The organism is Saccharopolyspora erythraea, from assembly GCF_018141105.1.
GTDB classification, from domain to species: domain Bacteria; phylum Actinomycetota; class Actinomycetes; order Mycobacteriales; family Pseudonocardiaceae; genus Saccharopolyspora_D; species Saccharopolyspora_D erythraea_A.
The window spans coordinates 3,350,962-3,376,694 of record NZ_CP054839.1 but is presented as its reverse complement, the minus strand read 5'-3'; the positions used below and the strand labels follow the sequence as shown (position 1 = coordinate 3,376,694).

The window sequence follows — 25,733 nt, the reverse complement described above, 5'->3', positions numbered from 1 at the left end:
TCCGGTGCGCTGGTCGCGACATTCCGTTGGTGTGCGACGACTGCGATGCTACGTTAGTTGAACTGAAGTGACTTCAGCAAGGAGGCTGGGGATTGCAGCGTGCGCCTGAGGCGCCCCTCGAGGCGGCCGTCCGAGATGTCCAGGTGTGGTCGTACCCGCTGATCTTCGCCCAACGGGTACGCCTCAACTTCGTCCAACCTCTCGATCCGTTCGCACCCCGCCAGGAAACCTCCGCGGGCGCGCCCGTGAACACGTTCGGCCACCAGCGACGGCTCTCTGATCCGACACTGACCGTCGGCGTCGCCCCCAACGTCGACACGCTGTACTCGGTCGCCTGGCTGGACGTTCGGCACAACGAGTTCGAACTGCACCTGCCTGATTTCGGCGACCGGTACGCCAGCTTTCAAGTGACGCTTCCGGATACCACCTCACCGATCGTGATCAGTCAGGACGTGCCGGGCGAACCACTGCCCAGCCTCAAGATCGACAAGGGGCGGGCACGCCTGGAGAAAGACACCGAGGAAGTCCGGCTACGCACCAACTGGCGCTACGTCATGATCGTCGGACGTATTCTGGTGGACGGGACCGACGAGCGCGACCTGGCCGCCGTCCACCAGCTCCAGGACGCGATCGCACTCACGGCCACACCGATCGCAGCGTCCGCCGCTCCGAGGCTCCGCGACGCGGAACTCGCACGCTCGACCCGGCAGGCGGAGATCGAGGATCCGGCGACCTTCGCCCTGGCACTCGCCCAGGTACTCGACGACGCCGACCCGGACGCCGTCACCGACGACCTACGCCGTGACATCGACCGATCACGGGTGCAAGACGTCGCCCAGCTACCACCCGCGGCGACGCGTGCGATCGTCGATGGCCTGGCGCAGGGATGGAATGACATCAATCGACACGTGCGCTCGTTCGGCCGTCTCACGAACGGCTGGGCGATCAACGACATCGGAACGGACTTCGGAGACGACCACCTCCTGCGCGCCGCGGTGGCCCATTCCCAGATCTTCATCAACCCGGTCAGCGAGGCCCTGTATCCCGTCTGCGAGGTGGATGCCACCGGCGAGCCGCTCGACGGCGAGCGCCATGACTACGAGATCACCTTCGCCGCCGGGGCGCTCCCACCGGTCCACGCCTTCTGGTCGCTCACCATGTACCACGCGCAGGGCCTGTTGGTCGACAACGAGATCAAGAGGTACGCCATCGGAGACCGCACTCCAGACCTCCGGTTCGGCGACGATGGTTCCTTGACCATCCGCCTCCAGAACTCGCGCCCGCCGGACGACCTCAACTGGCTACCCGCGCCCAGCGCCCCGTTCCGCCTCATGCTCCGCCTTTACCGGCCGGCCACCACGACCTGGGACCCACCCGCGGTGGTTCGAGTTGGCGCGACCGCGCAGTAAGACGCTCCGGCACGCGTAGCGCATGCGGACTCGCTCTGCGACACCCTCTACCCGCCAGAGATCTGGCGCTCCGGCAATCCCAGGCGGGCCAGGAGTCCTCTCGCGACGACGGGCGGAGCGGGCAGGCCCTGTCCCGTCACTGCGGGCAGCACGTGTGACGGATGCAGAACGTCGTTTCGTACTGTCTCGGCCGCCTCAGAACTTGAACTGAGTTTGGTTCTGGTCTATCGTGCAGCGCACAACTTCACGGCCGCGTGATGGCCGTCCACTCGAAGCGCAATGGAGCGCCGATGCCGACACAAGCGCTGCCCGAACGGAACCGAGTAGCCCGCAGAGCGAGCCTGGCCGCCGCCGTCGGCACGGCTATCGAGTACTACGACTATGCGATCTACGGCTACCTCGCAGTCGTGCTGGCTCCCCTGTTCTTCCCCGCTGACGACGGTCTGATCGGAATTCTGAGCACCCTCGGCGTCGTCGCAACCGGATCCTTGATCCGGCCGATCGGCGGGCTGTTCTTCGGCCGCCTGGGCGACCGCCGTGGCCGCAAGGCGGTACTCATGACGACGGTCACGCTCATGGGGGTGGCTACAGTACTCACGGGCCTGTTGCCCACCTATGCGTCGATAGGCGTCGCCGCGCCGATCCTGCTGACCGTCCTGCGACTCTTGCAAGGCTTTTCTGCCGGAGGCGAAGTCGGCGGAGCGGCGTCGCTGTCCACCGAGTCCGCCCCCACCCGGCGGCGTGGCCTGTTCGGCTCGGCGACCTCGATCGGGATCTCCCTCGGCCTCGCCGGCGCAGCCGCCACGGTCGGGACGCTCAGTGCCGTCATGTCCGCCGGCCAGCTGAGCAGCTGGGGCTGGCGAGTCCCCTTTCTCATCGCTGCTCCGCTTCTGGTGGCTGCGGTCCTGTATCGGATGCGGGTGGAGGACTCCCCGCTGTTCGTGCAGATGGCGAAGGACGCGGTTCCCCCCAAGGCTCCAGTGACCGAGGTCCTGCGGGACCACAAGGCCAGCGTCTTCCGGGTCGTGGGGATCGCCTATTCGACGATGACCACGGGCGGGATAGCGTCGGTCTACCTCGTCGTCCACCTCTCGGCGGTACTGCGGTATCCGTTGGCCGGCGCTCTGTGGCTTGTGGTCCTGATCGTGCTGATGCCGCTGGCGGTCATTCCGTGGGCAGGAGCCCTGAGCGACCACTTTGGACGACGCCGTGTTCTGATGGGCGGAATGGTGGGCTTCCTCGTCCTGGCCGTTCCGTGTTTCTGGGTGATGCAACAAGGTTCGCTAGCACTTGCCGTCATCGCCGCGCTGATCCTGAACCTTCCCTTCAGCGTCCAGCAGGGCGTGATCTACACACTCTACTCAGAACTGTTCCCAACACGCGTGCGCTACACCGGCGTCTCGCTCGGCTTCAACATCGGCGGCGTCATCGGAACAGGGCTTGTTTCACTGGTGGCGACCTCGCTGGTCGCACTCACCGGCGCCACCATCGCCCCGGCGTTCTACATCATCTTCGCCGCTGTCATCGGGCTGATCATCATCGGGACCATGCGCGAAACTTCGCAGGACGACATGGAATTCGCCCAGCAACCGAGAGCCGACAGCTCCCCCATTCCGGCGACCGAGACCCAAGCGTGAGCCGGGTTGACGAACGCAGGACCAACGCGGCGTGCGCGCGGATCGACAACGTCGAGGTTCCCCGCATGTTGACTGTCTCGACGAGCACGGCATCACCGGCGATCCAGAGTCCGGAGGCCGGGATGCTCGGGAGGGTCGGCCGAGTCGATCCGCCGGGGCGTGGCGCTCTTCCGCCGGCAGGCTCACTCGCTCCGACACGTACCGGCCGATGTAGTCACCGTGCGGGCGTTCCACTCGGCCCTGCCACATGTTGATCGCGCACACCCAGACAACAGCGAAACCAGACAAAAGTGTAGAGCTTCGCATTTCGGGTATTCAGGTGGTGGGCAACGCACCCTGACTGCTGGAGGTAGCCGTGACGACGCACACCAAGTCGGTCGACGTGGCAGTGCCAGTGCGCACCGCCTACGACCAATGGACGCAGTTCACCGAGTTCCCCGAGTTCATGGAAGGCGTCGAGCGCGTCGATCAGGTCGACGACACGCACACCCACTGGGTCACCACGATCGCCGGCGTACGCCGGGAGTTCGACGCCGAGATCACCGAGCAACACCCCGACGAGCGCGTCGCTTGGAAAGTGACCGCAGGGCCGAAGCAGGCCGGGGTCGTCACCGTGCACCGGCTCGACGACAGCCACACCCGGGTACACCTGCAGATGGACTTCGAGCCGGAGGGCATCGCGGAGAAGGCCGGCGAAGTGACGGGCGCGATCGACTCCCGCATCCAGGCTGATCTCGACCGGTTCAAAGCCTTCATCGAGCGCCGGGGCACCGCCACCGGCCAATGGCGCGGCGACGTCTCGCCACCGCCACAGAACGAACCAGACCCCGGCCAAGCAGGCCCACCTGGGCCCTCAACAGGATGAGTGTGAAACAGACACCTGTTGCCCCGGTGCCGTCATCTGGGCTCCGGACCCGACTGCAGGCGCAAGCGGCGTGGGACTCTCGGACGGACTTTCGCAGCCGAGAGTCCCACGTGGTCGGCACCTATTCTTTCAGCTCGTCGGAGCTGAGAGCCCATACGCCGCCAGGCCTCACGATGAGATCATCATGTCCGGGCTGCCGAGTGTTGGCCGCCTCGTCGATGTGGACGAGAAAAAGCTGGAGTGCACCCACCAGTGGCGCTTCTCCGGGAAAGGCGCGATCACCGTCACTGGACATAGCACGCAGGTGTTCCCCCAAGGAATCCTGAGTGACGTGGAGGCGTACCAACGCCCCGGTTGATGCTCCATCCCCGGCGGGGGAAAACTCGATCACCGGGTCCGAGGACGTGTCCGCAGTGTGAGCTCCTCCCCCGAGGCGTCGTAGTAGTTCTGCGTACAGTTCGCCATCGTTCATGCCTACCTCTTCTGACTCCTGGTGTTCCTGGCGTGCCGCAGAGCAGATCGATGCGATGTGTTCGGTGGCGGATGCGGTCGTCCTGAGCCCGGCACCTAGTCTTCAACCGCGGCGGCGCTGTCGGGGTCGTGGGCTTGCAGGTATGCCTGGCGGGCTTGTTCGGCTGCCTCCCGCGCCTGGTCCGGTTGTCCTGTTTCGCGCAACGCAAAAGCGAGGTTGTGCCACGTCCTGGCTTTCCCATGGCGGTCGCCGAGTTCCTGGTAGGCCTCGAGCGCTTGTTTGCGAGCGGTGATGGCCGACACCGTCCTGCTGGGGCCGGACGCGCCGAAGGTCACCGAGTCGATGCGGCCAGCCTGCACCATGTTCACGGTGCCGCTGCCGTGCACGTTCTCCACCCGGTTCACGGACCCAGCCCCACCGTCGTCGCCCCAGCCACCACGTCAGCCTGCCATCTCCAGCAGCCGCCCGTGACAGACCTGTAGCGTGAATGACTCGCCGACGGCCCTGGGAGGTCAGCGACGAGCGGTGAGGGGCGATTCCTGCCCGAACCTCGCAACCACGACTCCTGACTCGAACCGGGTGCTGGAGATCGTCGGCGATGAGGTCAGGCTCGTCGCTGTACTGGGCCGTCGCCGCGGCCGCCGGTATGTCGCCGCGGATGAACCAGCGTTGTCCTAGAGTCGCGGCTATGACTTCGCGTCCGGTTCCTCAGCCTGCCGATCTTGATGTCGTTCGCGATTCCTACGACCGCGTGGCCGACAACTACGTGGACATGGTGACGACGACTGGCATCGGCGACATTCGCACCCACCCGTGGCTCCGTGCCGCGATGGACGTGTTCGCCGACGCGGTCGGCGGGCTGGGCCCCGTTCTCGACATCGGCTGTGGACCGGGCACGGTCACGGCCTATCTGGCCGAACGCGGCCTCGACGTCGCGGGGGTGGACCTGTCGCCCCGCATGATCGAGCACGCGCGCCGCCTCCATCCGCAGTGCACGTTCAGCGTCGGGTCGTCGACCGACCTCGATCTGGCCGAGGCCTCGTGGGGCGGGCTGCTGGGCTGGTGGTCGTTGTTCAACCTGCCTCGGAACGTCCTGCCGCGGGTGCTGTCGTCCTTCGCCCGGGCCCTGATGCCGGAGGGGCAGCTGATCATCGCGACGCACGTCGGCGATGGCGACGTGCTGCGCACCGAGGCATACGGAGGAGTCCCGGTCAGCTGGACGACCTACCGGTGGCAGCCCGACCAGCTCGCCGCGCTGGTCGAGCAGGCCGGGCTGAGGCCCACGGCCGAGCTCCGGCTTCCCGCCGACGGGCAGAGCGGCCCCACCGTAGTTCTCGTCGCACAGCGCGAGCGCTGACAGGCATCTCACCAACATTGATCACGACCCTCGACGGCCAGTAGTCGACCCGGCCGAGCGCACATGCGTCAGTTCAGAGAAGCTGCACGACTCACCGGTGCAGTGCTTGGAGGAAGTCCAGGCCGAGGCGGTGGACGGCCTCCGTGTCGAGTTGGTAGCGAACCACCGCACCCTCCCGGTGGCCGTGCACGAGACCCGCTTCGCGGAGCCGCCTCAGGTGGCGGGACACCTGCGGGGCGGTCATCTCCAGGCGCATCGCGAGCTCGGTGGTGCTGGCCGCGCGGCGCAGGATGCTCTGACAGAGGTTGATGCGCACAGGGTTGTCGAGCACGGTGAGCCGCTTGCGCATGACGTCCAGGGACAGCTCGTCGCCGCGGCCTGCGCTGATCGGATACTGCACCACGATCGGGAACCCCGGGTAGTGCTTGATCACCGTGTGGGGATTGCCGTGCAATGACGGAACGAGCAGGCACGGCGAGTCGTCCAACGACGCGGTGGCCGGATAGAGCTTGTCGAAGACGACCCTGGGCGGGTCGGGAAGCAGGGTCGCGATCGGGAAGTCGCCCAGAACACCGGCGCCGAGCCGGTTGCGGATGTGGACCTTGGTGCGGACCTCGGCATCGATGATCGGCCGCAACTTCGCCCATTCCGCTTCGTAGGCGGTGTCGACGACCGACCGCAGGAAGGCCAGAAGTTCGCCGCGCACCTGCTCGGCGTCGGTGAGCAGCCGGTGGCCGAGCCGCAGGTGGTGGCTGGAGATGAGCCGGATCCGGGCCAGGAACCGCTTCTGCGCCGCCGCGTCGTCGGGCAGGTGCCGCAGGGGCTCCGAGGTGCTCTTGCCGACCAGCGCCTGCGCGCTCATCGCCACGAACTCCGGCAACGCGAGGTCCGCGATGTCCTGCAGTTCGTCGTCGAGCTCGCGCCGGTGGTGGTCGGTGAGCGGCAGCAGGTAACGAGCCCGGAACGGGCCCCAGAGCGGGAACCAGTTGCGGAGTTCGGAAGCGAGCTGCCCGTCCGCGACCGCTTCGAAGTCGCCGGCCCACGCCCGGCTCGCTGGATGGTGTCCGAGTTCGTCGACCGAATGCAGGCACGAGCACAGCTCGGCCAGCGGCGATGCCCGGATCCCGACCTCGCGGCTGCCGGAGCCCAACATCACCGTGACCGACATGACCAGCAAGTATGCCACCCGGCCCGCGGGATGATTACCGCGTTGCCGTCAATGTTGTTGTCCCCGCCCGAGCCGAGGCCGACGATTCCGTCCCACATGAACGTGAGAGGAGCGTCGATGTCCGGCAGGGAACACCGTCCTCGGGATCCGCGGGGGTTCTACTCGACAGGGTCGACGACCGTCTTCGCCTCGCGCTACGACCAGCGCTTCTCGTACTGCTTGCACGTCCCCCGCCAGCACGATCCGGATGGCGAGGCGCTGCCGCTGGTGGTGGCGCAGCACGGCACCGGCCGCCGCGGGCCGCAGTACCGGGACAACTTCGCCGGCTTCGCCGAGGAACACGGCTGCGTCGTGCTGGCTCCGTTGTTCCCCGCGGGCATCGATGATCCGGACGACCTGCACAACTTCAAGTTCATCCGCTACGGAGACATCCGGTTCGACCTGGTGCTGCTGGCGATGGTCGACGAGGTCGGCGAGCGGTTCAACGTGCACACCCGGCGGTTCCTGCTGCACGGGTTCTCCGGCGGCGGACAGTTCGCGCACCGCTTCTTCTACCTGCACCCGGACCGGCTGGCCGGGGTCTCCATCGGCGCGCCGGGCCGGGTCACGCTGATCGACCACGAGCGGCCGTGGTGGATCGGGCTCAAGGACGTCGAGCGGATCGTCGGTGCCGCACCGAAGCTCGACCAGCTGGCCGAGGTTCCGGTGCAGATGGTGGTCGGCGGCGCGGACGTCGAGACCTGGGAGATCAACAATCCGGGAGATTCCAACTGGATGGACGGCGCGCAGGACGCCGGGCGGACCCGCGTCGAACGGTTGACCACGCTGCGCGAGAACTTCGAGAAGCACGGCATCCGGGTGCGCTTCGACATCGTGGACGGTGTCGGACACGAACCGATGTCGGTACTGGAATCGGTGAAGGATTTCTTCGCCGGAATCCTGAGCGGAGCCGGCCGATGAGAGTCAGAGCACCAGCACTCATCGCAACCGCTCTGCTCACGGCGTCCTGCACGATCGGCCCGATCGATGCCGACCGTGGACCGTATCCGGCGAAGAACATCTCCATACTCGCGCCGGGAAGCACCGGCGGCGGCTGGGACACCCGAGCCCGCGCGATCGACACCGCGCTCGGTGACTGCGACGTGACCGACCGCGCGGTCACGGTGGAGAACGTGCCCGGCGCGGGCGGCACGATCGGCCTGGCGCAGTTCGTCGCCAACGCCGGCGATCCGCACGAGCTGATGGTGATGGACACCCTGACGATGCTCGGCGGGATCGTGCGCAACGACTCGCCGGTGAACCTCACCGAGCTCACCCCGATCGCCGGGCTCACGACGAGCAAAGGCGTGATCGTCGTTCCGGCTGCTTCGCCGCACCGGACACTGGCCGAACTCATCGCCGGCTTCCGAGCCGATCCACGCGGCACGTCGTGGGTGGGCGGTTCACTCGGCGGCCCCGACCACCTGCTGGTCGGGCTGCTGGCCGACGAGAACGGGATCGCCGCGGACCAGCTCAACTACGTCGCCACCGGTGGTGGCGGGGAGATGCTCACCCTGCTGGTCAGCGGCAGCGCGAAAGCCGGGGTGGGCACCGCGAACGAGCTGCGCGCGCAGATCGAGGCCGGCGAACTGCGCGCGCTGGCTGTCACCGGCGGCGACCGCCTGGCCGGCATCGACGCCCCGTCGCTGAAAGAGCTCGGCCTGTCGCAGGTCGATCTCGCGTCGGTCGGCGGAGTGCTCGCCCCGCCCGGCCTGGACCGGTCGAAGCAGCGTGAAGTGATCGATCTGATCGCCCGGATGCGGTCCACGCCCTGCTGGCCGGAACAGGTGGCGCGCAACGACTGGACCGACGCGTGGCTTCCCGGTGACGAGTTCGCCGCGAAGATCGCCCAGCACGAGCAACAAGTGACGAGGGTGCTGGAGGAATTGGGGATGACACCGTGAGCATCGACGAGGCTTCCCGGAGTGACGGCACCCCTGCGGAGGTACGGCCGTGGGCGGCGCGGCTGAGTGCGCTGGTCGTGCTCGTGGTCGGTGTGGTGGTGCTCGTCGGCGCCTTCACCATCGACTCAGGAGGGGCGTACCAGGCGGTGGGGCCGCAGGTGTTTCCGTTGATCGTGGGCGCGGGAACCACGTTGTTCGGCGCGGTCGCGCTGGCCCGCACCTTCTTCGCCCCCGACGCCGACGAGTTGCGGCGGGCACGTGAGGAGGTTGAAGCGACACACTGGCCCGCGGTGGCGAAGCTGGCCGCCGCGCTGACCGGTTACCTCGTGCTGCTGGTCCCGGTCGGATTCTGGCAGGTGAGCACGGTCTTCTTCGCGGCCGTGGCGCGGGTGCTCGGCAGTCGGCGACCGCTGCGCGACGCGGTGGTCGGTCTGGTGCTCTCGCTGGCCGTGTACTTCCTGTTCGACCGCGTGCTGGGCGTCAGCCTGCCGCCCGGAATCGTCAGATTGGCGTTCTGACCATGGATGTCGTGCACAACCTGCTGGACGGCTTCGGTAGCGCTTTGGTGCTGCAGAACCTGTTGCTGGCCCTCGTCGGAGTCACCATCGGCACGATGGTCGGGGTGCTGCCCGGCCTGGGACCGGCGACGACGGTCGCACTGCTGCTGCCGGTCACCTACGTCTTCGACCCGATCGGCGCCTTCGTGCTGTTCGCCGGGATCTACTACGGCGGCATGTACGGAGGGTCGACCACCGCGATCCTGCTGAACATCCCCGGCGAGACGGCTTCGGTACCCACCACGCTCGAAGGCCACCCGATGGCCCTCAAGGGCCGCGGCGGGGCGGCATTGGCGACCGCGGCGATCGGCTCGTTCGTGGCCGGCACGATCTCGACGGTCGGCATCACCTTCCTGGCCCCGTGGATGGCCGAGGTCGGAAAACTGGTCCAACCCGTCGAGTACTTCGCGATCCTGGTGCTGGCCTTCGTCACGGTGACCTCGCTGGTCGGCGACTCGGTGGTGAAGGGACTGGCCGGCCTGTTCCTCGGGCTGGCGATCGGGTTGATCGGCATCGACAACCTCACGGGGCAACCCCGATACACCTTCGGCGTCGCCGACCTCTACGACGGCGTCGAACTCGTCGCGCTCGCCGTCGGCCTGTTCGCGGTGGCCGAAGCGCTGTACTCGGCGAGCCGCATGCGAAACCGCCCCGCCGAAGCCGTGCCCCTGGCGGGCAAGGTGTGGATGACGCGCGACGAATGGCGCCGCTCGTGGAAGCCGTGGCTGCGCGGCACGGCCATCGGCCTGCCGATCGGATCGCTACCCGCCGGGGGCGCGGAGATCCCGACGTTTCTCAGCTACAACCTCGAACGCCGCTTGTCCAAGAACCGCAAGGCTTTCGGGCACGGCGCGATCGAAGGAGTGGCCGGCCCGGAAGCCGCGAACAACGCCGCCTTCTCCGGAACCCTCGCACCGCTGCTGACGCTGGGCATTCCGACGTCCGCGACCGCGGGGGTGCTACTGATCGCGTTCCAGATCTACAACGTGCAGCCCGGACCGCTGCTGTTCGAAACCGAACCAGAGCTCGTCTGGACGCTCATCGCGAGCCTCTACATCGGCAACGTGATGCTGCTGGTCCTGAACCTGCCGCTGGTCAAGGTGTGGGTCAAGCTGCTGGCCGTGCCGCGAGCGCTGCTGACCCCGGCCATCCTCGTGCTCGCCACCCTCGGCGTGTACGCGATCGCGCAGAACGTCACCGACGTCGCGTTCGCATTCCTGTTCGGAGCACTGGGGTTCCTACTGCGCAGAACCGGCTACCCCATCGCGCCGATGGTCCTCGGCGCAGTCCTCGGCCCGCTGCTGGAAACCCAGTTCCGCCGCGCGATGTCCTTCGCCGAAGGCGACTGGACCGTCTTGCTGTCCCGACCCGTTTCCGCATCCATCCTCGCCCTCGCCGCCTTGCTCCTCGTGGGGCCCGTCCTGCTGCGCAGGAGGACCACCGGCAAGAGCGCCGCGAGTCGCACATGACACCGCCGACAGGGTCTGACCCCGGGCGTCGTGGGCCGCTTACCACCCGAAACGGCCCGGCCCGCTGGCATAGGCTCATCCACGACGAGCCCCCGGTAGGCCCTTGGGTGAGATCACGGCGGCGGAGTAGAACGCTGTGACGGTCAGTCCTGGTTGTCACCAAGTTCAAGGTGTTACCTGGCCGTCCGCGGGCGAGTGTCAGCGATAGTTGTCACCAGATGTCAGCTCTACTTGTCACAAAGCGCAGATGTCAGCGTAGTTGTCACAAGATCGGATGGCATCCAACCAGGACCGGCCCTGCGGTGCGCTTCGATGGCGCGGCGCAGGTGATCAAACCCTGGTTACCCGGCCGTGCCGCCCATCCTCCGTCACGACCTTTGCTCAATCTATCGACTTGCGATAGATTATCGCTGTTAATCGATAGGAGAGTGGGTCATGAGGAAGCTGACAGTGCATGCGCTGCGCGCCGTGCTCGTGGCGGTGCTCGCCGGCACCGTGTTCGTACAGGCGTTGATGGTGTGGGTGTTGGTCAGCGGGAGCGACCCGGAGGACGGTTCGCTCCCGCTGACGTCGCTGCGCGTGATCACGATTCTGGGCTTGGTGACGGTCCAGGTCATCGGGGTCTGCGTATGGCGGCTGGTGACGATGGTGCGACGCGGCACCGTGTTCTCCCACGCCGCCTTCCGGTACGTGGACATCATGATCGGCGCGATCGTGGCGGCTGCCCTCGCGTGGTTCGCGGTCACGGCCTTCAACGCGCCGGGCCAGCGGGACGACCCGGGCGTCACCCTCATCATGGGCGGGATCGGCGTGGCCATCCTGGGGGTCGCGCTCATCGTGCACGTACAGCGGATGCTGCTCGCCCAGGCCGTCGCGCGCGACATCGAGGCGTCGCGGATGCGGGCCGAGCTGGACGATGTGATCTGATGCCGATCGTCGTCGACATCGACGTGATGCTGGCCCGGCGGAAGATGTCCGTGGGTGAGCTCGCGGACCGTGTGGGGATCACGCCGGCCAACCTGGCGGTACTCAAGAACGGCCGCGCCAAGGCGGTGCGCTTCGCGACGCTTGCCGCGCTCTGCGAGGTGCTCACGTGCCAGCCGGGCGACCTGCTGCGCTGGGAGGCCGAGGACACCGCCGGCGGATGACGTGGCGCCGAAAGCCAGACCGGGCGATCACGACCGGTCCGACGAGATGGCCGGACGCCGAAGAGTCCGGACGAACAGGAAAACCGCCCCCTGCCTGGGTGGCTCACAGATCTTGGTGACAGATAGCTCCGACATGTGACAGATCGCTCTGACCGCCGAGTCGGTCCGCACCAGGGCCTGCCCGCCCAACCACAGAACACAACGTTCGACTGATCGCCAGCAGTGCGCCGAACTGGCCGATGCTCTCGATCATGTGGCCGTGAAGCTCCGCGATCACCCTGCCCTGTGCGTCGTCATCGAGGCGCAAAGCCACTCTGAGCCGCTACTTGCGGAACACCAGCGTTCTCCGTGACAAGAGGCATCTGGCCTCATTCGTGTGGGTGATACCGGTACGTCCGAACCATTTGTCACGGTGGCGGCATGTTGAGCCACATCGAGTTGTTGTCCCGACCGAACATGCTCATCAGGCTCGACGGGGACCCGATCCAGCCCGTGTGGTCGCTGGGGACGGTAGATCACGATCTTGACGGCGCCTGGCAGAGCGAAGCGACTCGGAACGCGAGCCACTTCCCCCGCGACCCGGAACGGCGGATCGCAGCCGATCAGGTCTCGGAGTGGATCGCCGGAGTTCTCGGAGCATCAGGCGTGCGGCTGTGCGCGGTTCAGGAAGCAGCCCGCCCGACGTGGTGGGTGGTCGCGTGGCAGGAGAGCACAACCGATGCCGTCGCGTGCCTGGTCGATGAGCGGCCCCGCGACAACCCGTAGACCTCGGCGCACGGTCCGCTGACTGCGGGGGCCTTACTGCGCCGGCCACGGGACCGAGCCGTCGGCGGCTTGGGCGCCGACCGCTCGTGCGGTGAGCGGCGTCCTCATGCTTCGGGCGGATTCCCGAAGTCGGGGATCGCCAGCCGGGCCCCGTCCTCGAGCGCCGACTGGTGCGCGACGATCCCGGGCAACGTGTAGCGGGCGGCGACCCAGGCGTTGACCGGAGGCAGTGCGCCGGTGTTGACCGCGGTCACGAAGTCGTCGGCCAGGAAGTGGTGGCTGCCCTCGTGGCCGTTGGAGACGTGGGAGAACTCCACCGGCAACCGCGACCGGTCGTGCACGGGCGCCGAGCCGGAGGTGAAGGCGTCGCGCAGCGCGGGTGCGACGTGCGCCAGCGACGGGTCGTCGGCGGAGAGCTCCGAGAGCGGCTGGAGGCGCTCGGTGACGTCCTCGACACCGTTGCGGTCCTGCCAGAGGCTCACGGTCGCGAGCTGTTCGAAGCTGCCGTCGGTGCCGAAGAACCGGAACCGCGACTCGCGGATGTGCGAGGGGTAGCCGACCCGCCGGAACTCGTTGGTCCGGAACGATCCGCCGCAGGCCACCTCGAACAGGGCGGTGGCGTTGGAGAAGTCGTTGTCGAACTGGCTGATCTCCTTGTCGAAGACGCCGTCGCCGCGGTCGTCGGGGACGCCGATGGCCGACACGCTCACCGCGTGCGTCTGCCACGCGCCGAGCACTCCGCCCACCGAGTGCGTCGGATAGAGCAGCGGCGGGTAGCTGGCGGTGGCCTTCCAGTTCTCACCGCCGCTGTACTGGTATGCCTCGTAGAAGCCGAGATCCATGTCGTGGACGTAGTCGCCCTCGGCGTAGAAGAGCCGGCCGAACGTGCCGCCGGCGACCTGGTCGCGAGCGTAGACGGTGGCCGGGTTGTAGTGGCTGGTCTCGCCCATCATGTAGGTCAGCCCGGTCTCCCGCACCGCGTCGATGATCTCCGCGATCTCCTGCTCGGTCACCGCCATCGGCACGGCCGAGTAGACGTGCTTGCCCGCGCGCAGGGCCTGGACGACCAGCGGCCCGTGCGTCCAGCGCTGGGTGAAGATGGCGACCGCGTCGACGTCGGAGTCGAGCAGGGCCTCGAACGAGGGCGCGGTGCCGGCGAGGTCGTAGTCGGCGGCGAGCTGCGCGGCCCGCTCCGGGAGCAGGTCGGTCGCCACGATGTCACCGACGCCGGGGTGCAGCCGCCAGAGCTTGGCGAACTGCCCGGCGAACTGCCCGGCCCCGACGATGCCGAGAGAGAACACAGCGAACTCCTTTGCGTGGAAGGGAAAACCGCGCTCCGCCTGGCGACGGGCACTGGTGGACGTCCACGACACTAGGCACCTATGATTCGCCATGTCTTCAGCGATGAGAGCGAGAACTTCTTGAATCCTCAGATCCGGCCCCGGGTCGTGCAGCCAAGCCTCACGGGGTGGGCCGGTCGTCCCGAGCTCATGGGCACCGCGCACCAGCACGACGACCTGGAGATCAACCTGGTCGACGAGGGCGGCTCGATGGTCTACCTGTTCGGCGGTGCGCCGGTGGAGGTCGGACCGGGCTGCCTGGCGGCGTTCTGGGCCGCGGTACCGCACCAGCTGGTGGCGAACTCGGCGACCCACGCGCACTGGATCAACGTGCCGTTCGCGACCTTCCTGGGCTGGGGCCTGCCCGACTCCCTGGTCACCCGCCTGCTGTCGGGCGCGCCGCTGGTGTCGGCAGCGGTCGGCACCGATCCGGCGAACTTCGTCCAGTGGTCCGACGATCTCACCGGTGCCGAGCCCGAACGCCACCGGATCACGATGCTCGAGGTCGAGGCCAGGCTCCGCCGCCTGGCGCTGGCCAGCCTGGCCGAGCCCGAGCGCCAGTACACCGGAGGCGACCCAGCGCTGCGCCAGGTCGTGGCGATGGTGCGCCACATCGCCGAGCACTTCCGCGAGCCCGTCACCGTCGCCGACGTCGCCGGCGCCGCCCGGCTGCACCCGAACTACGCGATGGCCCAGTTCCGCCGGGTCGTACGCACCACCGTCGGCGACTACCTCGCGCAGTGCCGTCTAGCCGAGGCGCGCCGGTTGCTGGTCACCACCGGCATGCCGATCAGCAACCTGGCCGCCGCCGCGGGTTTCGGCTCGGTCAGCCGGTTCTACACGGCGTTCTCCGCCGCCTGCGGCACATCACCGGCGCGCTTCCGACGCGAACACCGGGGCCTCGTGGCGCCGCGCAACGGCCACTCGTGACGGCTGTCGACGAGTCCGTGGTCGCGTGCCCGCACCGGGATCGGTCACGCCGCCAGGCGTTGTCCGGTGGCGCTGGAGAACAGGTGGATTCCGTCCGGCCGGACGCCGAGCCGGATCTGCTCCCCCTTGGCCGGTGCCCGGCGGGGGTCGATGCGGGCGATGATGTCCACGTCGCCGTGCGTCGCGTAGTGGCCTGACAGCGTTGCGTAGACGTAGGCTTCCGAGCCGAGTTCCTCGACGAGTGTCACCGTGACGTCGAATCCAGGTTCTCCCGACGCGACGATCTCCAGGGCTTCGGGACGGAAACCCACCGTCACCTCCGGGCTCTCCGCCGAGACGTCTCTGGCGACCGGCAGTCGCGTACCGCAGACGTCGACGCCGCCGTCGACCATGCGCGCGTCGAGCAGGTTCATCCCGGGAGATCCGATGAAGCCTGCCACGAACACGTTCGCCGGCCGCTCGTACAGCTCGCGCGGACTGGTGCACTGCTGCAACAGCCCCTGGTCGAGCACCGCGACGCGGTCGCCCATCGTCATGGCCTCGACCTGGTCGTGGGTGACGTAGACCGTCGTGACCTCCAATCGCCTCTGCAGCGCGGCGATCTGGGTGCGGGTCGACACGCGCAGCTTGGCGTCCAGATTGGACAGCGGCTCGTCCATCAAGAACACCCGCGGTTCACGCACGATCGCCCGGCCCATCGCCACGCGCTGCCGCTGACCACCCGACAGCGCCTTGGGCTTGCGGTCGAGGTAGGGCTCCAGGTCGAGCAGCTTGGCGGCTTCGGCCACCCGCTTGTCGATCTCGTCCTTCGGCCGCCTGGCGATCTTGAGCGCGAAGCCCATGTTCTGCGCCACGGTCATGTGCGGGTACAGGGCGTAGTTCTGGAACACCATCGCGATGTCGCGGTCCTTCGGCGACAAGTGGGTGACGTCTCGGTCGCCGATGCTGATCGCACCCGAATCGACATCCTCCAACCCGGCCAGCATCCGCAGGCTCGTGGATTTGCCGCAGCCCGAGGGCCCGACCAGGACGAGGAACTCGCCGTCGGCGATGTCCAGATCCAACGCGTCCACGGCAGGACGCTCTGAGCCCGGGTACACGCGGGACGCCTCGTTGTAGGTGATCGTTGCCATGCGAAGTCCTTTCTCAGCCAGCCTCGTTCGAAGTGATGCGCAGCAGGAGGGCTTGTTCCGGTTCCAGCACCGGCGGCTGGAGCCCGACCTCGGCGAGTGCCCTGCCGGTCAGCACGATCTCGCCGGCTGCCCACCACTCCTGCGCCGCGCGCTGGGCGAGACGGGCGCTGCCCACGGGGTCCACCACCTCGACCCGGTAGTCGCGGTCGGGTTCCAGGCCCGGCAGCCGCAACGGCGGTGCGACTGCCGAGGTGGAGGTCGCCAGCTGCGCGTAGCAGAACAGCGCTTCGGCCCGGTCCTGCGCGACGACGCCGTGCAGGTACGCCGACGGGTCCGGGTGGTCCACCCGGACCACGTGCCCGCTGTGCAGCAGAGCGCGGAGATCCTTGTGGAGCTCGATCGCCGCGGCGAGGCCGGCCTGCTCCTGCTCGGTGGCCGAGGCGATGTCCCATTCGATGCCGAAGTGGCCGAACAGCGCGGTGGCGACCCGGAACGAGAGGTCGTGGGTGCGGCCGGTGGTGTGCGCGCGGGGCGGGCCGACGTGGGTGCCCATCAGCTCCGGCGGGAGCAGCTGACCGGTCCAGCGCTGGATCGACTGCCGCTCCAGCGCGTCGTTGCAGTCGCTGGTCCAGACCCGGTCGGTGCGCCGCAGGACTTCGAGGTCGATCCGGCCGCCGCCCGACGAGCAGCTCTCGATCTCCACTCCCGGATGGCGCGAGCGCAGTTCGTCGAGCAGCCGGTACAGGGCCAGGGTCTGGGCGCGCACGCCCGGACGGCCGGCGTGACCGGCCGCGACCAGGTCGCGGTTGTGGTCCCACTTCAGGTATCCGATGGCGTACTCGGTGAGCAGCGCGTCGAGGCGTTCGAGGATGTGGGTGTAGGCGTCCGGGATGGCCAGGTCGAGTACCTGCTGGTACCGCGACGGCGGGGGCAGCTCGCCGGTGCCCGGGGCCAGCACCCAGTCCGGATGCGCCCGGTACAGGTCCGAATCCGGGTTGATCATCTCCGGTTCCACCCACAGCCCGAACTCCATGCCCTGGCCGCGCACGTGATCGACCAGCGGGTGCAGCCCCTCCGGCCACACCTGCTCGTCGACGTACCAGTCGCCGAGGCCCGCTTGGTCGTCCCGGCGGTGGCGGAACCAGCCGTCGTCGAGCACGAACCTCTCCACGCCCACTCGGGCGGCCACGTCGGCCAGCTCGCGCAGCCGGTCGAGTTCGTGGTCGAAGTAGACCGCTTCCCAGGTGTTGAGCACGACCGGGCGGCTGGAGCGGGGATGCTCGGGCCGCGAGCGCAGCCAGTGGTGGAAACCGGCGCTGATCCCGTCCAGTCCGCGCGGGCTGTAGGCGGCGTAGAACCAGGGAGAGGCGTACTCCTCCCCCGCGGGCAGTACGACCTCGCCCGGAAGCAGGAGCTCTCCGCCGCCGAGCACGCTGGGCCCCTCCACCAGCCGCTCGGCGTAGGTGACGTGGTTTCCGCTCCACGCCACATGCGCTGCCCACACCTCGCCGTGGGCGAAACCGAATCCCGGTGTCCCGGCCACGAGCTGCAGGCTCGCGTCGTGCCCGGTGCGCCCGCGCCGGTTCTCCCGCACCCATGAGCCGAAGGCGAACGGGTGCCGTTGCGGTGCGCGCTCCCGGCAGTGCCTGCCGGTGAAGTCCAGCAGCTCGCCCGCGCGGGCGGGCACCGGAAGCGACACCTCCAAAGCATCCACTGTGTACTCTTCGGCGGCATCGTTGCGGAGCCGGTGGCGCTGGCGCAGCACACCGGAGTCGGTCAGCTCGATCTCGGTGAACAGGGTCAGCGCGGCCTGCTTGTCCACGGCCTCGAACAGCACCGAGCGGCCGTGGCGGGTGACGTCGGACAGGCAGAACAGTGGAGACCACGCCTGACCGCCGCGGTGCCCGCTGAGACCCGGACGCCCCGGGTGCCCGAGACCGGGCTGGGCGAGCAGGGAGAAGGGCACCGGCTCGTCCAGCGCGTTGTGCGCCACCGGCCGCGCGGTCGCCCGCACCAGGTTCTCCAGGGCGTTCTGGTCGGGTTCGCCCAGCGAGGCGCCCCAGTGCACGACCACCGGAAGGCCGCTGCCGCGTGCGTCGACGACCAGGCTCACCTCGTCGGTGCCCAGGTGCACGATCTGGAAGTTCGTCATGGTTTTCGTCGTCCCGCCTCGAATCGAAAGGGCGTGTGCCGTCGGGTCAGTGCTGGAACAGCTCGTTGACTTGCTCGTTGGCGTCGCGCAGCGTTGGCCCTGCCTGGGTCTTGCCCAGCATCACCGAGTCCATGGCGGGTTCCATGATCTTCTCGATGTCCGCCGCGTGGTCGGTGATCGGATACTGGAACGTGGTGCCGTTGTCCACGTGGTCGGTGAAGGCCTTGAGGTCGATGCCCTGTTCGGCGAACCTGCCCTTGGCGATCTCCAGCGACTCCGGGATCGCCGGCAGGACGACCGCGTGCTTGGCGACGATGTTCTGGCACTCGGCCGAGCCGAGGAACTTCACCCACTGCCAGGCCGCTTCCTTCTTCTTGCTGCCGGCCCACACCGAGTCGGCGAGGCCGTTGAGCATGCTGGCGCGCTTGCCGTTGGGGCCGGTCGGCAGCGGCGCGAGCGCGGTGTCGACCCCGTCGAGTTCGTGGTAGGACTTGGCGGTCCAGGAGCCGTCGGTGGCCATGGCGTGCGATTCAGCGGCGAACTGCTCGGTCATGCCGATGCCGGACTTGGCTTGCTCCACGGTGGGCAGGTAGCCCTTGTCGATGAGGCTGCGCCACCACTGGATGGTTTCGACGAACCGCGGGTCGTCGAGGTTGTAGTGGGTGCCCCACGGATTCCGGTCGAGGTGCTGCCAGCCGTTGGTCACCGCGTAGTGGCTCCACTGCGTCTGGCCGTGCGCCTCGCCGGTTGTGTCGTCGAGTCCCAGTCCATGGGTCTTGACGTGGTTCTTGTCGAATCCCGGCTGGTCCCCGCGCACGCCCTTGTCATCCACCGTCATCCTGGCGATGGCCTTCTCGAAAGTCCCACCGTCCTGGGGATTCCAGGTGAGGTGGGACATGTCCTGATCGGACAGCCCAGCCGCCCGCGCCATCTTCCGGTTGTAGACGAGGGCGACGGTGTCGAAGTCCTTCGGCAGCCCGTAGCGCGAGCCGTCCGGTCCGACCCACGCCTCGGCCAGTCCCGGCAGGTACTGGTCGGTGCGTACCTGGTCGCGCTGGATCAGACCGTTGAGCGGCTCCAGCTGGTCGAGCTTGGCCAACTGCGGATACTTCGACGCATGGTTGGCGAAGGCGTCCGGAGCGGTTCCGGCGACCAGCGCGTTCATCAGGTTGTTCCAGTAGTCGTCGTAGCCGGTCTGCTCGATCGTGATCTGGATGTGCGGATGCTTGCGCTCGAAGACCTGCTCGCACTCCTGGTAAGCAGGCAGCTGATCGGCATCCCACATGGCGTAGCGGACCATGCCCTCTGCGCCGTAGGCGCCTTCGGTGGTGCCCGCGCCCACACAGCCGGTCAGCACCAGCGGCAGCACCGCGGTCCCCAGCACGCTCAGTGCTCTCCCGATTCTCATCCGCGCTCCTCGCGACGCCACACGACGTGTTCGGTTGGTCCTCATCGCCGGTCACTTCAGCCCGGAGAACTGGATGGAGTTCACGATCCTGCGACCGAAGATCAGGAACAGCACGATGACCGGGACCGCAGCCAGGAACGTGCCCGCCATCAGCCCCGCCCAGTCCGGGGCGCCGCCCGCGGGCTCCTGCTGGCGGAACAGGCCCAGCGCGACGGTGAGCACCCGCACGTCCTCGCCGGAGCCGACCATCAGCGGCCACAGGTACTCGTTCCAGGCCAGGATGTAGGTCAGGATCGACAGCGTGGCCAGCGGCGCGGCGCTCATCGGCAGGATGATCCTGGCGAAGATCCGGAAGTGTCCCGCGCCGTCGATCATCGCGGCTTCCTCGACCTCCCGGCTGATGCCGAGGAAGAACTGGCGCAGGAAGAACACCGCGAACGGTGTCATGAACAAGAACGGCGCCACGATCCCGGCGTAGGTGTTGAGCAGTCCGAGCTGCTTGATGAGCACGAAGTTGGGCAGGAAGGTGAAGATCGGCGGGATCATCAGGGCCAACAGGAACAGGAGGAACATCGTCTCCCTGCCGGGCCAGCGCAGCCGCGCGAACGCGTAGGCGGCCATGGCGCTGAAGAAGACCTGCCCGACGGTGATGATCGTGCACACGACCACGGAGTTGCGCAGGTAGCCCCAGAAGTTCAGCGAGGCTCCGGAACCGCCCTGCGCCTGCGCCTCGGCCACCGTCGAGAGCCCGAGCACCCGCCGGAACGCGCCGAGGGTGAAATCGGCTGGTAGCAGCGAGCCGGCCTGGGACGCCAGAGCGTGGTTGTGCGACAAACCGGTGCGCAACACCCACCAGAACGGGAACAACGTCGCCGCCAGGATGGCCAGCAGAGCGGCCCATGCAAATATCCGGCCCCAGTTCGGCCGCCTGCGGGTGACTCCGGGGGAAACCGGGACCTCATCTGACCGCATGCCGGCGTCCGCGTCGTTGTAGGACATCACAGCCATTTGCTTCGCTCCTAGGAAAGATCCGACTCACCGGCGCGCAGCATCCGCAGCTGCAACAACGTGATTCCGCTGAGGATCAGCATCAGCACCACCGACATCGCCGCCGCGTAGCCGAAGTCGAACTGGTCGAAGGCCCGCTCGAAGATGTAGAAGTAGATGACGCGGGTGGCGTTGACCGGGCCGCCCTCGGTGGTCACCGCGATGGTGTCGAAGATCTGGAACGAGCCGATCACGGTCAGCACCAGCACCAGCGCCAGCACCGGCCGCAGCAGCGGGAGCGTGATCCGCCAGAACATCCGCCACTCCGACGCGCCGTCGATCGCACCCGCCTCGTAGAGGTCCTTCGGGATCGTCTGCAGACCGGCGAAGATCAGCAGCGCGGTGTAGCCGAGGTGCCGCCAGATGTTGAGGCCCGCGATCGTCGGGATCGCCCAGAACTCGCTGCCGAAGAACGGGATCCGGTCCAGGCCCAGCCACACCAGCACCTGGTTGCCGATACCCAACTGGTAGTCCAGCATCCAGAAACCGACCAGCGCGACGACGACGTTGGGGATCATGTACGGCAGCAGGATGATCCCGCGCACCACCATGGACTGGGTCAGCCGGTGCAGGAGCACCGCCAGCCCGAGGGCCAAGGCCGTCTGCAGGCCGATGTTGATCGCCACGTACTCCGCGGTGACCGCCAGCGAGTTCCAGAACAGCGGGTCCTGGAGCAGCCGAGCGTAGTTGTCCAGCCCGATGAACTGCGCCGGGGAGAGCACGTTCCAGTCCGTGAAGCTCAGGTAGAGCCCCTGGATGGCAGGCCAGAGGTGGAACGCGACGAAGCCGAACAGGGCCGGCGCCACGAACATCAACGCGACCCCGAGCTGTCTCCTGGGCGGGCGCGCCCTCCGGCCGCTGCTGCGCGCGGCGGCCGCTTGGTAGCTCACACCGATCTCCCTTGATCAATCATCACCAAACACGAACAAGCATGGTGCGACACATTGAACGGCCGCGACGGCCTATGTCAAGGGGCTCAACGCCACCGCTCACCTTCCTCACCCCTGGCCGCGATGCGGTGTCGCAGGTCACCGGCCAATGGCATCCGAAAGTTATCTTCGCAGTTCAAACGACTTTCCCACCTGGAGAGACAGGTCACAGCAGCAACATCCGAGGCGTCCGCCCCGGTTGACACGACCCTGGAAACGTGGCAAGACTTCCGCAAACGAAATCCAACAACAATCACCAGGACCGGTGTAGACCGAGATCGCACCGAACGCACGCCGGGTACTCGCGGAGCGCGTCGGCGCTCCGCTGCTCGCTGACGAGACCGGCTCCCTGAAACAGGCAGGCTGATGAAGAAGACGTACGCCCGGCTCGCAGACGGGCGCGAGATCATCTACTTCGACGAGTCCGACGACGCACGGCGCCGGCTGCTGGACTCCCGCGACCTCGTCTCGACGGCGCCGGCCTCCGAGATCAGGTTCGACCCGCTGCGGCGCGAGTGGGTGGCCATGGCCGCCCACCGGCAGGGGCGCACCCACCTGCCTCCCGCCGATGACTGCCCGCTGTGCCCATCCGATGCGGACAGGCGATCCGAGATCCCATCGGACTCCTACGACGTGGTCACCTTCGAGAACCGCTTCCCCTCCCTGGCCTTCGATCCCGGTGCGGGCGAGGGCGTCACGGACGAGTTGTCGTCCCGGCAGCCGGGAGCGGGCCGGTGCGAGGTGCTGTGCTTCTCCTCCGAACACGACGCCTCGTTCGTCGACCTCAGCCCGAGCCGGGTCCGCACCGTGGTCGAGGCATGGAGCGACCGCACCCAGGCACTGTCCGGGATGCCGCACGTCGAGCAGGTCTTCTGCTTCGAGAACCGCGGCCAGGAGATCGGCGTGACCCTGCACCACCCGCACGGGCAGATCTACGCCTACCCGTTCATCACCCCCAGAACGCAGCGGGAGCTCGACTCGGCGCACCGGCACCGCGAGCGCACCCGGCGCAACCTGTTCGCCGACGTCCTCGCGGCCGAACAGCGCGACGAAGTCCGCGTCGTGCGCCGCACCGAGCACTGGACCGCGTTCGTCCCCGCCGCGGCCCGCTGGCCGCTGGAAGTGCACCTCTACCCCAACCGCCACGTCCCCGACCTGCCCGCGCTGACCGACGCCGAACGCGACGACTTCTGCCACGTCTACCTCGACGTCCTGGGCCGCATGGACGCCGTCTTCGGGCAACGCGTGCCCTACGTCTCGGCCTGGCACCAGGCTCCGGTCCGATTCCAGCGCGACCTGTCCTACCTGCACCTGGAACTGTTCTCGATCCGCCGGGCGGCCGGGAAGCTCAAGTACCTCGCCGGCTCCGAGGCGGCGATGGGCGTGTTCGTCAACGACGTCCTGCCCGAGACCACCGCACACCGCCTCCGGGAGGCGGTGTGAGCTCGACCGCGAGGAGTGCCCCCGTGACCGCTGCCGAAACGGCGTTCCGCCAGATCTTCGACCGCCCCGTCGAAACGGTGTGGGCGTCCCCGGGCCGCGTCAACCTGATCGGCGAACACACCGACTACAACGACGGGTTCGTGCTCCCGATCGCACTCCCCCACACGATCTCGGCCGCGGCAGCGCGCCGCGACGACGGCGTGCTCAGGTTCGTCTCCCGCCAGGCCGCGGACCGGACCGAAACCCACATCGACAAGCTCGAACCCGCGACGATGGCCGGCTGGGCGGCCCACCCCGCCGGGGTCGTCTGGGCCCTGCGGGAGGACGGGCACGACATCGACGGGCTGGACCTGCTCATCGACGGCGACGTGCCGCTCGGTGCCGGGCTGTCGTCCTCGGCGGCACTGGCCTGTGCCACCGCGCTCGCCGTGACCCACATGCACGGCGTCGAACTGGATCGACCCGCGATCGCCCGGCTGGCGCAACGCGCCGAGAACGACTTCGCCGGCATGCCGTGCGGAATCCTGGACCAGTCGGCCTCCCTGCTGCCCCGGGCAGGCCACGCCCTGTTCCTGGACACCCGGACGCTGCGAGCCGAGCACGTTCCCCTCGACCTCGCCGCCCACGACCTGGAACTGCTCGTCATCAACACGCGCACACGACACCGCCACGTCGACGGCGAGTACGCCGACCGGCGACGCACTTGCGAGCACGCGGCATCGACCCTCGGGCTCAATGCGCTGCGCGATCTGGGAAGCAGCGAACTCGACGCCGCCCTGCCCCGCCTGACCGGTGACCGGATGCGGCGCCGTGTCCGCCATGTCGTGACCGAGAACGACCGCGTTCTCGACACGGTGCGGCTACTCCGGGAGAACGCGCTACCCCGCATCGGGCCGCTGCTCACCGCGTCGCACGCATCGCTGCGCGACGACTACGAAGTGACGGTCCCCCAACTCGACCTCGCCGTCGAGACGGCGCTGACCGCGGGCGCGCTCGGCGCGCGCATGACCGGCGGCGGCTTCGGCGGCTGCGTCATCGCCCTGGTCCCCACCGAACTCGCCGACTCCTGCGCCTCGGCGGTGCAGGAAGCTTTCCGCACCCACAACTTCGCCGAACCCGAGCACTACCGGGCCAGGCCCTCGGATGCTGCCCGGCAACTTCTCTAGCGTGTCTCCCATATATGTGGGAGCGCGCAGGAGGGGTCTGAGCGCGAGAATGAGCCCCACGGTAGCCAGGGCCCGACGCCACCTTCAACGGCGAAGCACGGTCCCGGCGTCCTGCATTCGCGATCAGCCTCCGGCCCCACGCCTCTACGCCGGCGTCGGCAACGTCATGACTGACTACCGCTGGCGGCCAGCACGACCGCGAGGCCGTCTTGCAGATCCTTGACGAAATACTCGGGAACTTCCAGCGACGGGAAGTGTCCCCCGGTCTCGGGTTCCCTCCATCGGACGATCTGTCGGTACCGCTCCTGTGCCCAGGCCCGCGGATACTTCTCGATGTCGCGGGGATACATGGTGATCGCTGACGGGACGTCGACCCGAAGTTCGGGGTCGAGCGAGTTGTGGCTTTCGTAGTAGATGCGGGCCGACGATGCGCCGGTCCGTGTCAGCCAATACAGGGTGACGTTGTCAAGAACCCTGTCTCTGGAGATCGTCTCGAACGGGCTGTCGTCGGTGTCTGTCCACTCGGCGAACTTGTCGAGGATCCAGGCAAGAAGCCCGACTGGTGAGTCGACGAGCGAGTAGCCGATGGTCTGGGGCCGGGTCGCCTGCTGCTTCGCGTACGCCGCGCGGTGGTGCCAGAAATCGCGGGTTTCCTCGGTCCACTTGCGCTCGACCGCCGTCAGCCCGTCCGTTGTCAACCCGGGCGGTCCCTCCGCGAACGTCGTGTGGATGCCGAGCACGTGCTCCGGGAACCTGCCGCCGATAACCGTGGTGATATTGCCTCCCCAGTCGCCGCCGTGGGCTGCGAACTTGCCGTAGCCGAGCCTTCCCATCAGTTCCACCCAGGCGGCCGCGATCTTTTCGGTTCCCCACCCGGTGGTGGCCGGCTTGTCGCTGTAACCAAAACCTGGCAGCGACGGGACTACGACGTGGAACGCCGGCGCGTCTGCATCTTCCGGATCTGCCAGTTCGTCTACTACATCGATGAACTCGGCAATACTGCCTGGCCAGCCGTGCGTCAAGATCAGAGGAGTGGCATCTGCGCGGCTGGATCGACGGTGCAGGAAGTGGATTCCCAGATCGTCAATGGTCGTGCGGAACTGGCTGATCTGGTTGAGGCGCGTTTCGAACGACCGCCAGTCGTACCCGGTGCGCCAGTAGTTCACGACATCGACGAGGTCGGCGAGAGGAACGCCCTGATCCCATCGGCGCGGGTCGGGCGCGGCGCGGTAGACCGTCTCAGCTTCCGGCAGCCGTGCTGCGGCCAGTCGCGCGCGCAGGTCGTCGAGGTCGGTGTCGGTCGCGTGGGCTTCGAATGCTTGCACGTCGCTGGTTCGACGGTTCATGAGATGCCCCCGCCGGAGTGAGCTGACGTGGTGACAACGCCACGACCGA

24 protein-coding genes are annotated in these 25,733 nt (G+C 67.8%); 15 read left to right on the top strand and 9 right to left on the bottom strand.

Going from position 1 to position 25,733, the window contains the following annotated elements; genetic code table 11:
- Nucleotides 1-92 precede the first annotated feature (92 nt).
- From HUO13_RS15450 to HUO13_RS15435, 4 genes are all read left to right on the top strand, one after another.
- The gene (locus tag HUO13_RS15450) at nucleotides 93-1,409 is read left to right on the top strand and encodes a DUF1254 domain-containing protein (protein ID WP_211902031.1); all 1,317 of its coding nucleotides are present in this window, start codon (nucleotides 93-95) and stop codon (nucleotides 1,407-1,409) included.
- A gap of 290 nt (nucleotides 1,410-1,699) precedes the next feature.
- Entirely contained in the window at nucleotides 1,700-3,046 is a 1,347-nt protein-coding gene (locus HUO13_RS15445) for an MFS transporter (RefSeq protein ID WP_249124861.1), read from the top strand.
- A 355-nt stretch (nucleotides 3,047-3,401) separates the two neighbouring features.
- Complete coding sequence (locus HUO13_RS15440) at nucleotides 3,402-3,911, top strand: SRPBCC family protein (RefSeq protein ID WP_211902029.1); 510 nt, start codon at nucleotides 3,402-3,404, stop codon at nucleotides 3,909-3,911.
- A gap of 184 nt (nucleotides 3,912-4,095) precedes the next feature.
- A complete protein-coding gene (locus tag HUO13_RS15435) occupies nucleotides 4,096-4,269 on the top strand; it encodes a hypothetical protein (RefSeq protein WP_211902028.1) in 174 nt (57 codons plus the stop codon).
- A 209-nt stretch (nucleotides 4,270-4,478) separates the two neighbouring features.
- On the opposite strand, the gene HUO13_RS15430 is transcribed toward HUO13_RS15435, so the two are convergent.
- Nucleotides 4,479-4,787: a tetratricopeptide repeat protein gene (locus tag HUO13_RS15430; protein ID WP_249124860.1), complete on the bottom strand. Its 309-nt coding sequence runs from the start codon at nucleotides 4,785-4,787 to the stop codon at nucleotides 4,479-4,481.
- Nucleotides 4,788-5,071: 284 nt separating this feature from the next.
- Here HUO13_RS15430 and HUO13_RS15425 point away from each other — a divergent pair, with 284 nt between their 5' ends.
- The gene (locus HUO13_RS15425) at nucleotides 5,072-5,740 is read left to right on the top strand and encodes a class I SAM-dependent DNA methyltransferase (protein WP_249124859.1); all 669 of its coding nucleotides are present in this window, start codon (nucleotides 5,072-5,074) and stop codon (nucleotides 5,738-5,740) included.
- Nucleotides 5,741-5,831: 91 nt separating this feature from the next.
- Here HUO13_RS15425 and HUO13_RS15420 read toward each other — a convergent pair whose 3' ends face one another.
- Entirely contained in the window at nucleotides 5,832-6,908 is a 1,077-nt protein-coding gene (locus tag HUO13_RS15420; protein ID WP_211902027.1) for an ArsR/SmtB family transcription factor, read from the bottom strand.
- 117 nt (nucleotides 6,909-7,025) lie between these two features.
- On the opposite strand from HUO13_RS15420, the gene HUO13_RS15415 reads away from it, so the two are divergent.
- The 7 genes from HUO13_RS15415 to HUO13_RS15385 all read left to right on the top strand — a co-directional run bounded on the left by HUO13_RS15415 (nucleotide 7,026) and on the right by HUO13_RS15385 (nucleotide 12,790).
- Complete coding sequence (locus tag HUO13_RS15415; protein ID WP_211902026.1) at nucleotides 7,026-7,868, top strand: alpha/beta hydrolase; 843 nt, start codon at nucleotides 7,026-7,028, stop codon at nucleotides 7,866-7,868.
- Nucleotides 7,865-8,851, top strand: a complete 987-nt coding sequence (locus tag HUO13_RS15410; protein ID WP_211902025.1) for a Bug family tripartite tricarboxylate transporter substrate binding protein — start codon at nucleotides 7,865-7,867, stop codon at nucleotides 8,849-8,851. The genes HUO13_RS15415 and HUO13_RS15410 overlap by 4 nt, the downstream gene beginning before the upstream one ends.
- On the top strand, nucleotides 8,848-9,369 hold the full coding sequence (locus HUO13_RS15405) for a tripartite tricarboxylate transporter TctB family protein (protein WP_211902024.1): 522 nt from the start codon (nucleotides 8,848-8,850) through the stop codon (nucleotides 9,367-9,369). Before HUO13_RS15410 ends, HUO13_RS15405 begins: the two co-directional genes overlap by 4 nt.
- Before the next feature lie 2 nt (nucleotides 9,370-9,371).
- Nucleotides 9,372-10,877 (top strand): tripartite tricarboxylate transporter permease, encoded by a 1,506-nt coding sequence (locus HUO13_RS15400; RefSeq protein WP_211902023.1) that lies wholly within the window; start codon nucleotides 9,372-9,374, stop codon nucleotides 10,875-10,877.
- Between the two features lie 435 nt (nucleotides 10,878-11,312).
- Nucleotides 11,313-11,804, top strand: coding sequence for a DUF2975 domain-containing protein (locus HUO13_RS15395; protein WP_211902022.1), 492 nt, complete (start codon nucleotides 11,313-11,315; stop codon nucleotides 11,802-11,804).
- The gene (locus HUO13_RS15390; protein ID WP_211902021.1) at nucleotides 11,804-12,025 is read left to right on the top strand and encodes a helix-turn-helix domain-containing protein; all 222 of its coding nucleotides are present in this window, start codon (nucleotides 11,804-11,806) and stop codon (nucleotides 12,023-12,025) included. Before HUO13_RS15395 ends, HUO13_RS15390 begins: the two co-directional genes overlap by 1 nt.
- A gap of 420 nt (nucleotides 12,026-12,445) precedes the next feature.
- A complete protein-coding gene (locus HUO13_RS15385; protein WP_211902020.1) occupies nucleotides 12,446-12,790 on the top strand; it encodes a hypothetical protein in 345 nt (114 codons plus the stop codon).
- 104 nt (nucleotides 12,791-12,894) lie between these two features.
- Here HUO13_RS15385 and HUO13_RS15380 read toward each other — a convergent pair whose 3' ends face one another.
- A complete protein-coding gene (locus HUO13_RS15380; RefSeq protein ID WP_249124858.1) occupies nucleotides 12,895-14,091 on the bottom strand; it encodes a Gfo/Idh/MocA family protein in 1,197 nt (398 codons plus the stop codon).
- A gap of 189 nt (nucleotides 14,092-14,280) precedes the next feature.
- Here HUO13_RS15380 and HUO13_RS15375 point away from each other — a divergent pair, with 189 nt between their 5' ends.
- Nucleotides 14,281-15,060 carry a helix-turn-helix domain-containing protein gene (locus HUO13_RS15375; protein WP_211902018.1) on the top strand — a complete coding sequence of 260 codons (780 nt, stop codon included), beginning with the start codon at nucleotides 14,281-14,283 and terminating at the stop codon, nucleotides 15,058-15,060.
- A 44-nt stretch (nucleotides 15,061-15,104) separates the two neighbouring features.
- Here HUO13_RS15375 and HUO13_RS15370 read toward each other — a convergent pair whose 3' ends face one another.
- Genes HUO13_RS15370 through HUO13_RS15350 form a run of 5 tightly spaced genes read right to left on the bottom strand, consistent with a single transcriptional unit; the run spans nucleotide 15,105 to nucleotide 21,690 of the window.
- Entirely contained in the window at nucleotides 15,105-16,193 is a 1,089-nt protein-coding gene (locus tag HUO13_RS15370) for an ABC transporter ATP-binding protein (RefSeq protein ID WP_211902017.1), read from the bottom strand.
- Between the two features lie 13 nt (nucleotides 16,194-16,206).
- The gene (locus HUO13_RS15365; RefSeq protein ID WP_211902016.1) at nucleotides 16,207-18,345 is read right to left on the bottom strand and encodes an alpha-galactosidase; all 2,139 of its coding nucleotides are present in this window, start codon (nucleotides 18,343-18,345) and stop codon (nucleotides 16,207-16,209) included.
- Between the two features lie 46 nt (nucleotides 18,346-18,391).
- A complete protein-coding gene (locus tag HUO13_RS15360; protein WP_211902015.1) occupies nucleotides 18,392-19,753 on the bottom strand; it encodes an ABC transporter substrate-binding protein in 1,362 nt (453 codons plus the stop codon).
- Between the two features lie 51 nt (nucleotides 19,754-19,804).
- On the bottom strand, nucleotides 19,805-20,761 hold the full coding sequence (locus HUO13_RS15355; RefSeq protein WP_249124857.1) for a carbohydrate ABC transporter permease: 957 nt from the start codon (nucleotides 20,759-20,761) through the stop codon (nucleotides 19,805-19,807).
- Between the two features lie 11 nt (nucleotides 20,762-20,772).
- Nucleotides 20,773-21,690, bottom strand: a complete 918-nt coding sequence (locus tag HUO13_RS15350; protein ID WP_249124855.1) for a carbohydrate ABC transporter permease — start codon at nucleotides 21,688-21,690, stop codon at nucleotides 20,773-20,775.
- 405 nt (nucleotides 21,691-22,095) lie between these two features.
- On the opposite strand from HUO13_RS15350, the gene galT reads away from it, so the two are divergent.
- Both galT and galK read left to right on the top strand, forming a co-directional pair.
- A complete protein-coding gene (gene galT / locus HUO13_RS15345; protein ID WP_211902014.1) occupies nucleotides 22,096-23,172 on the top strand; it encodes a galactose-1-phosphate uridylyltransferase in 1,077 nt (358 codons plus the stop codon).
- Nucleotides 23,173-23,195: 23 nt separating this feature from the next.
- Nucleotides 23,196-24,338, top strand: coding sequence for a galactokinase (galK, locus tag HUO13_RS15340; RefSeq protein ID WP_249124853.1), 1,143 nt, complete (start codon nucleotides 23,196-23,198; stop codon nucleotides 24,336-24,338).
- A gap of 164 nt (nucleotides 24,339-24,502) precedes the next feature.
- On the opposite strand, the gene HUO13_RS15335 is transcribed toward galK, so the two are convergent.
- Nucleotides 24,503-25,684, bottom strand: a complete 1,182-nt coding sequence (locus HUO13_RS15335; RefSeq protein WP_211902012.1) for an epoxide hydrolase family protein — start codon at nucleotides 25,682-25,684, stop codon at nucleotides 24,503-24,505.
- Nucleotides 25,685-25,733: the final 49 nt, after the last annotated feature.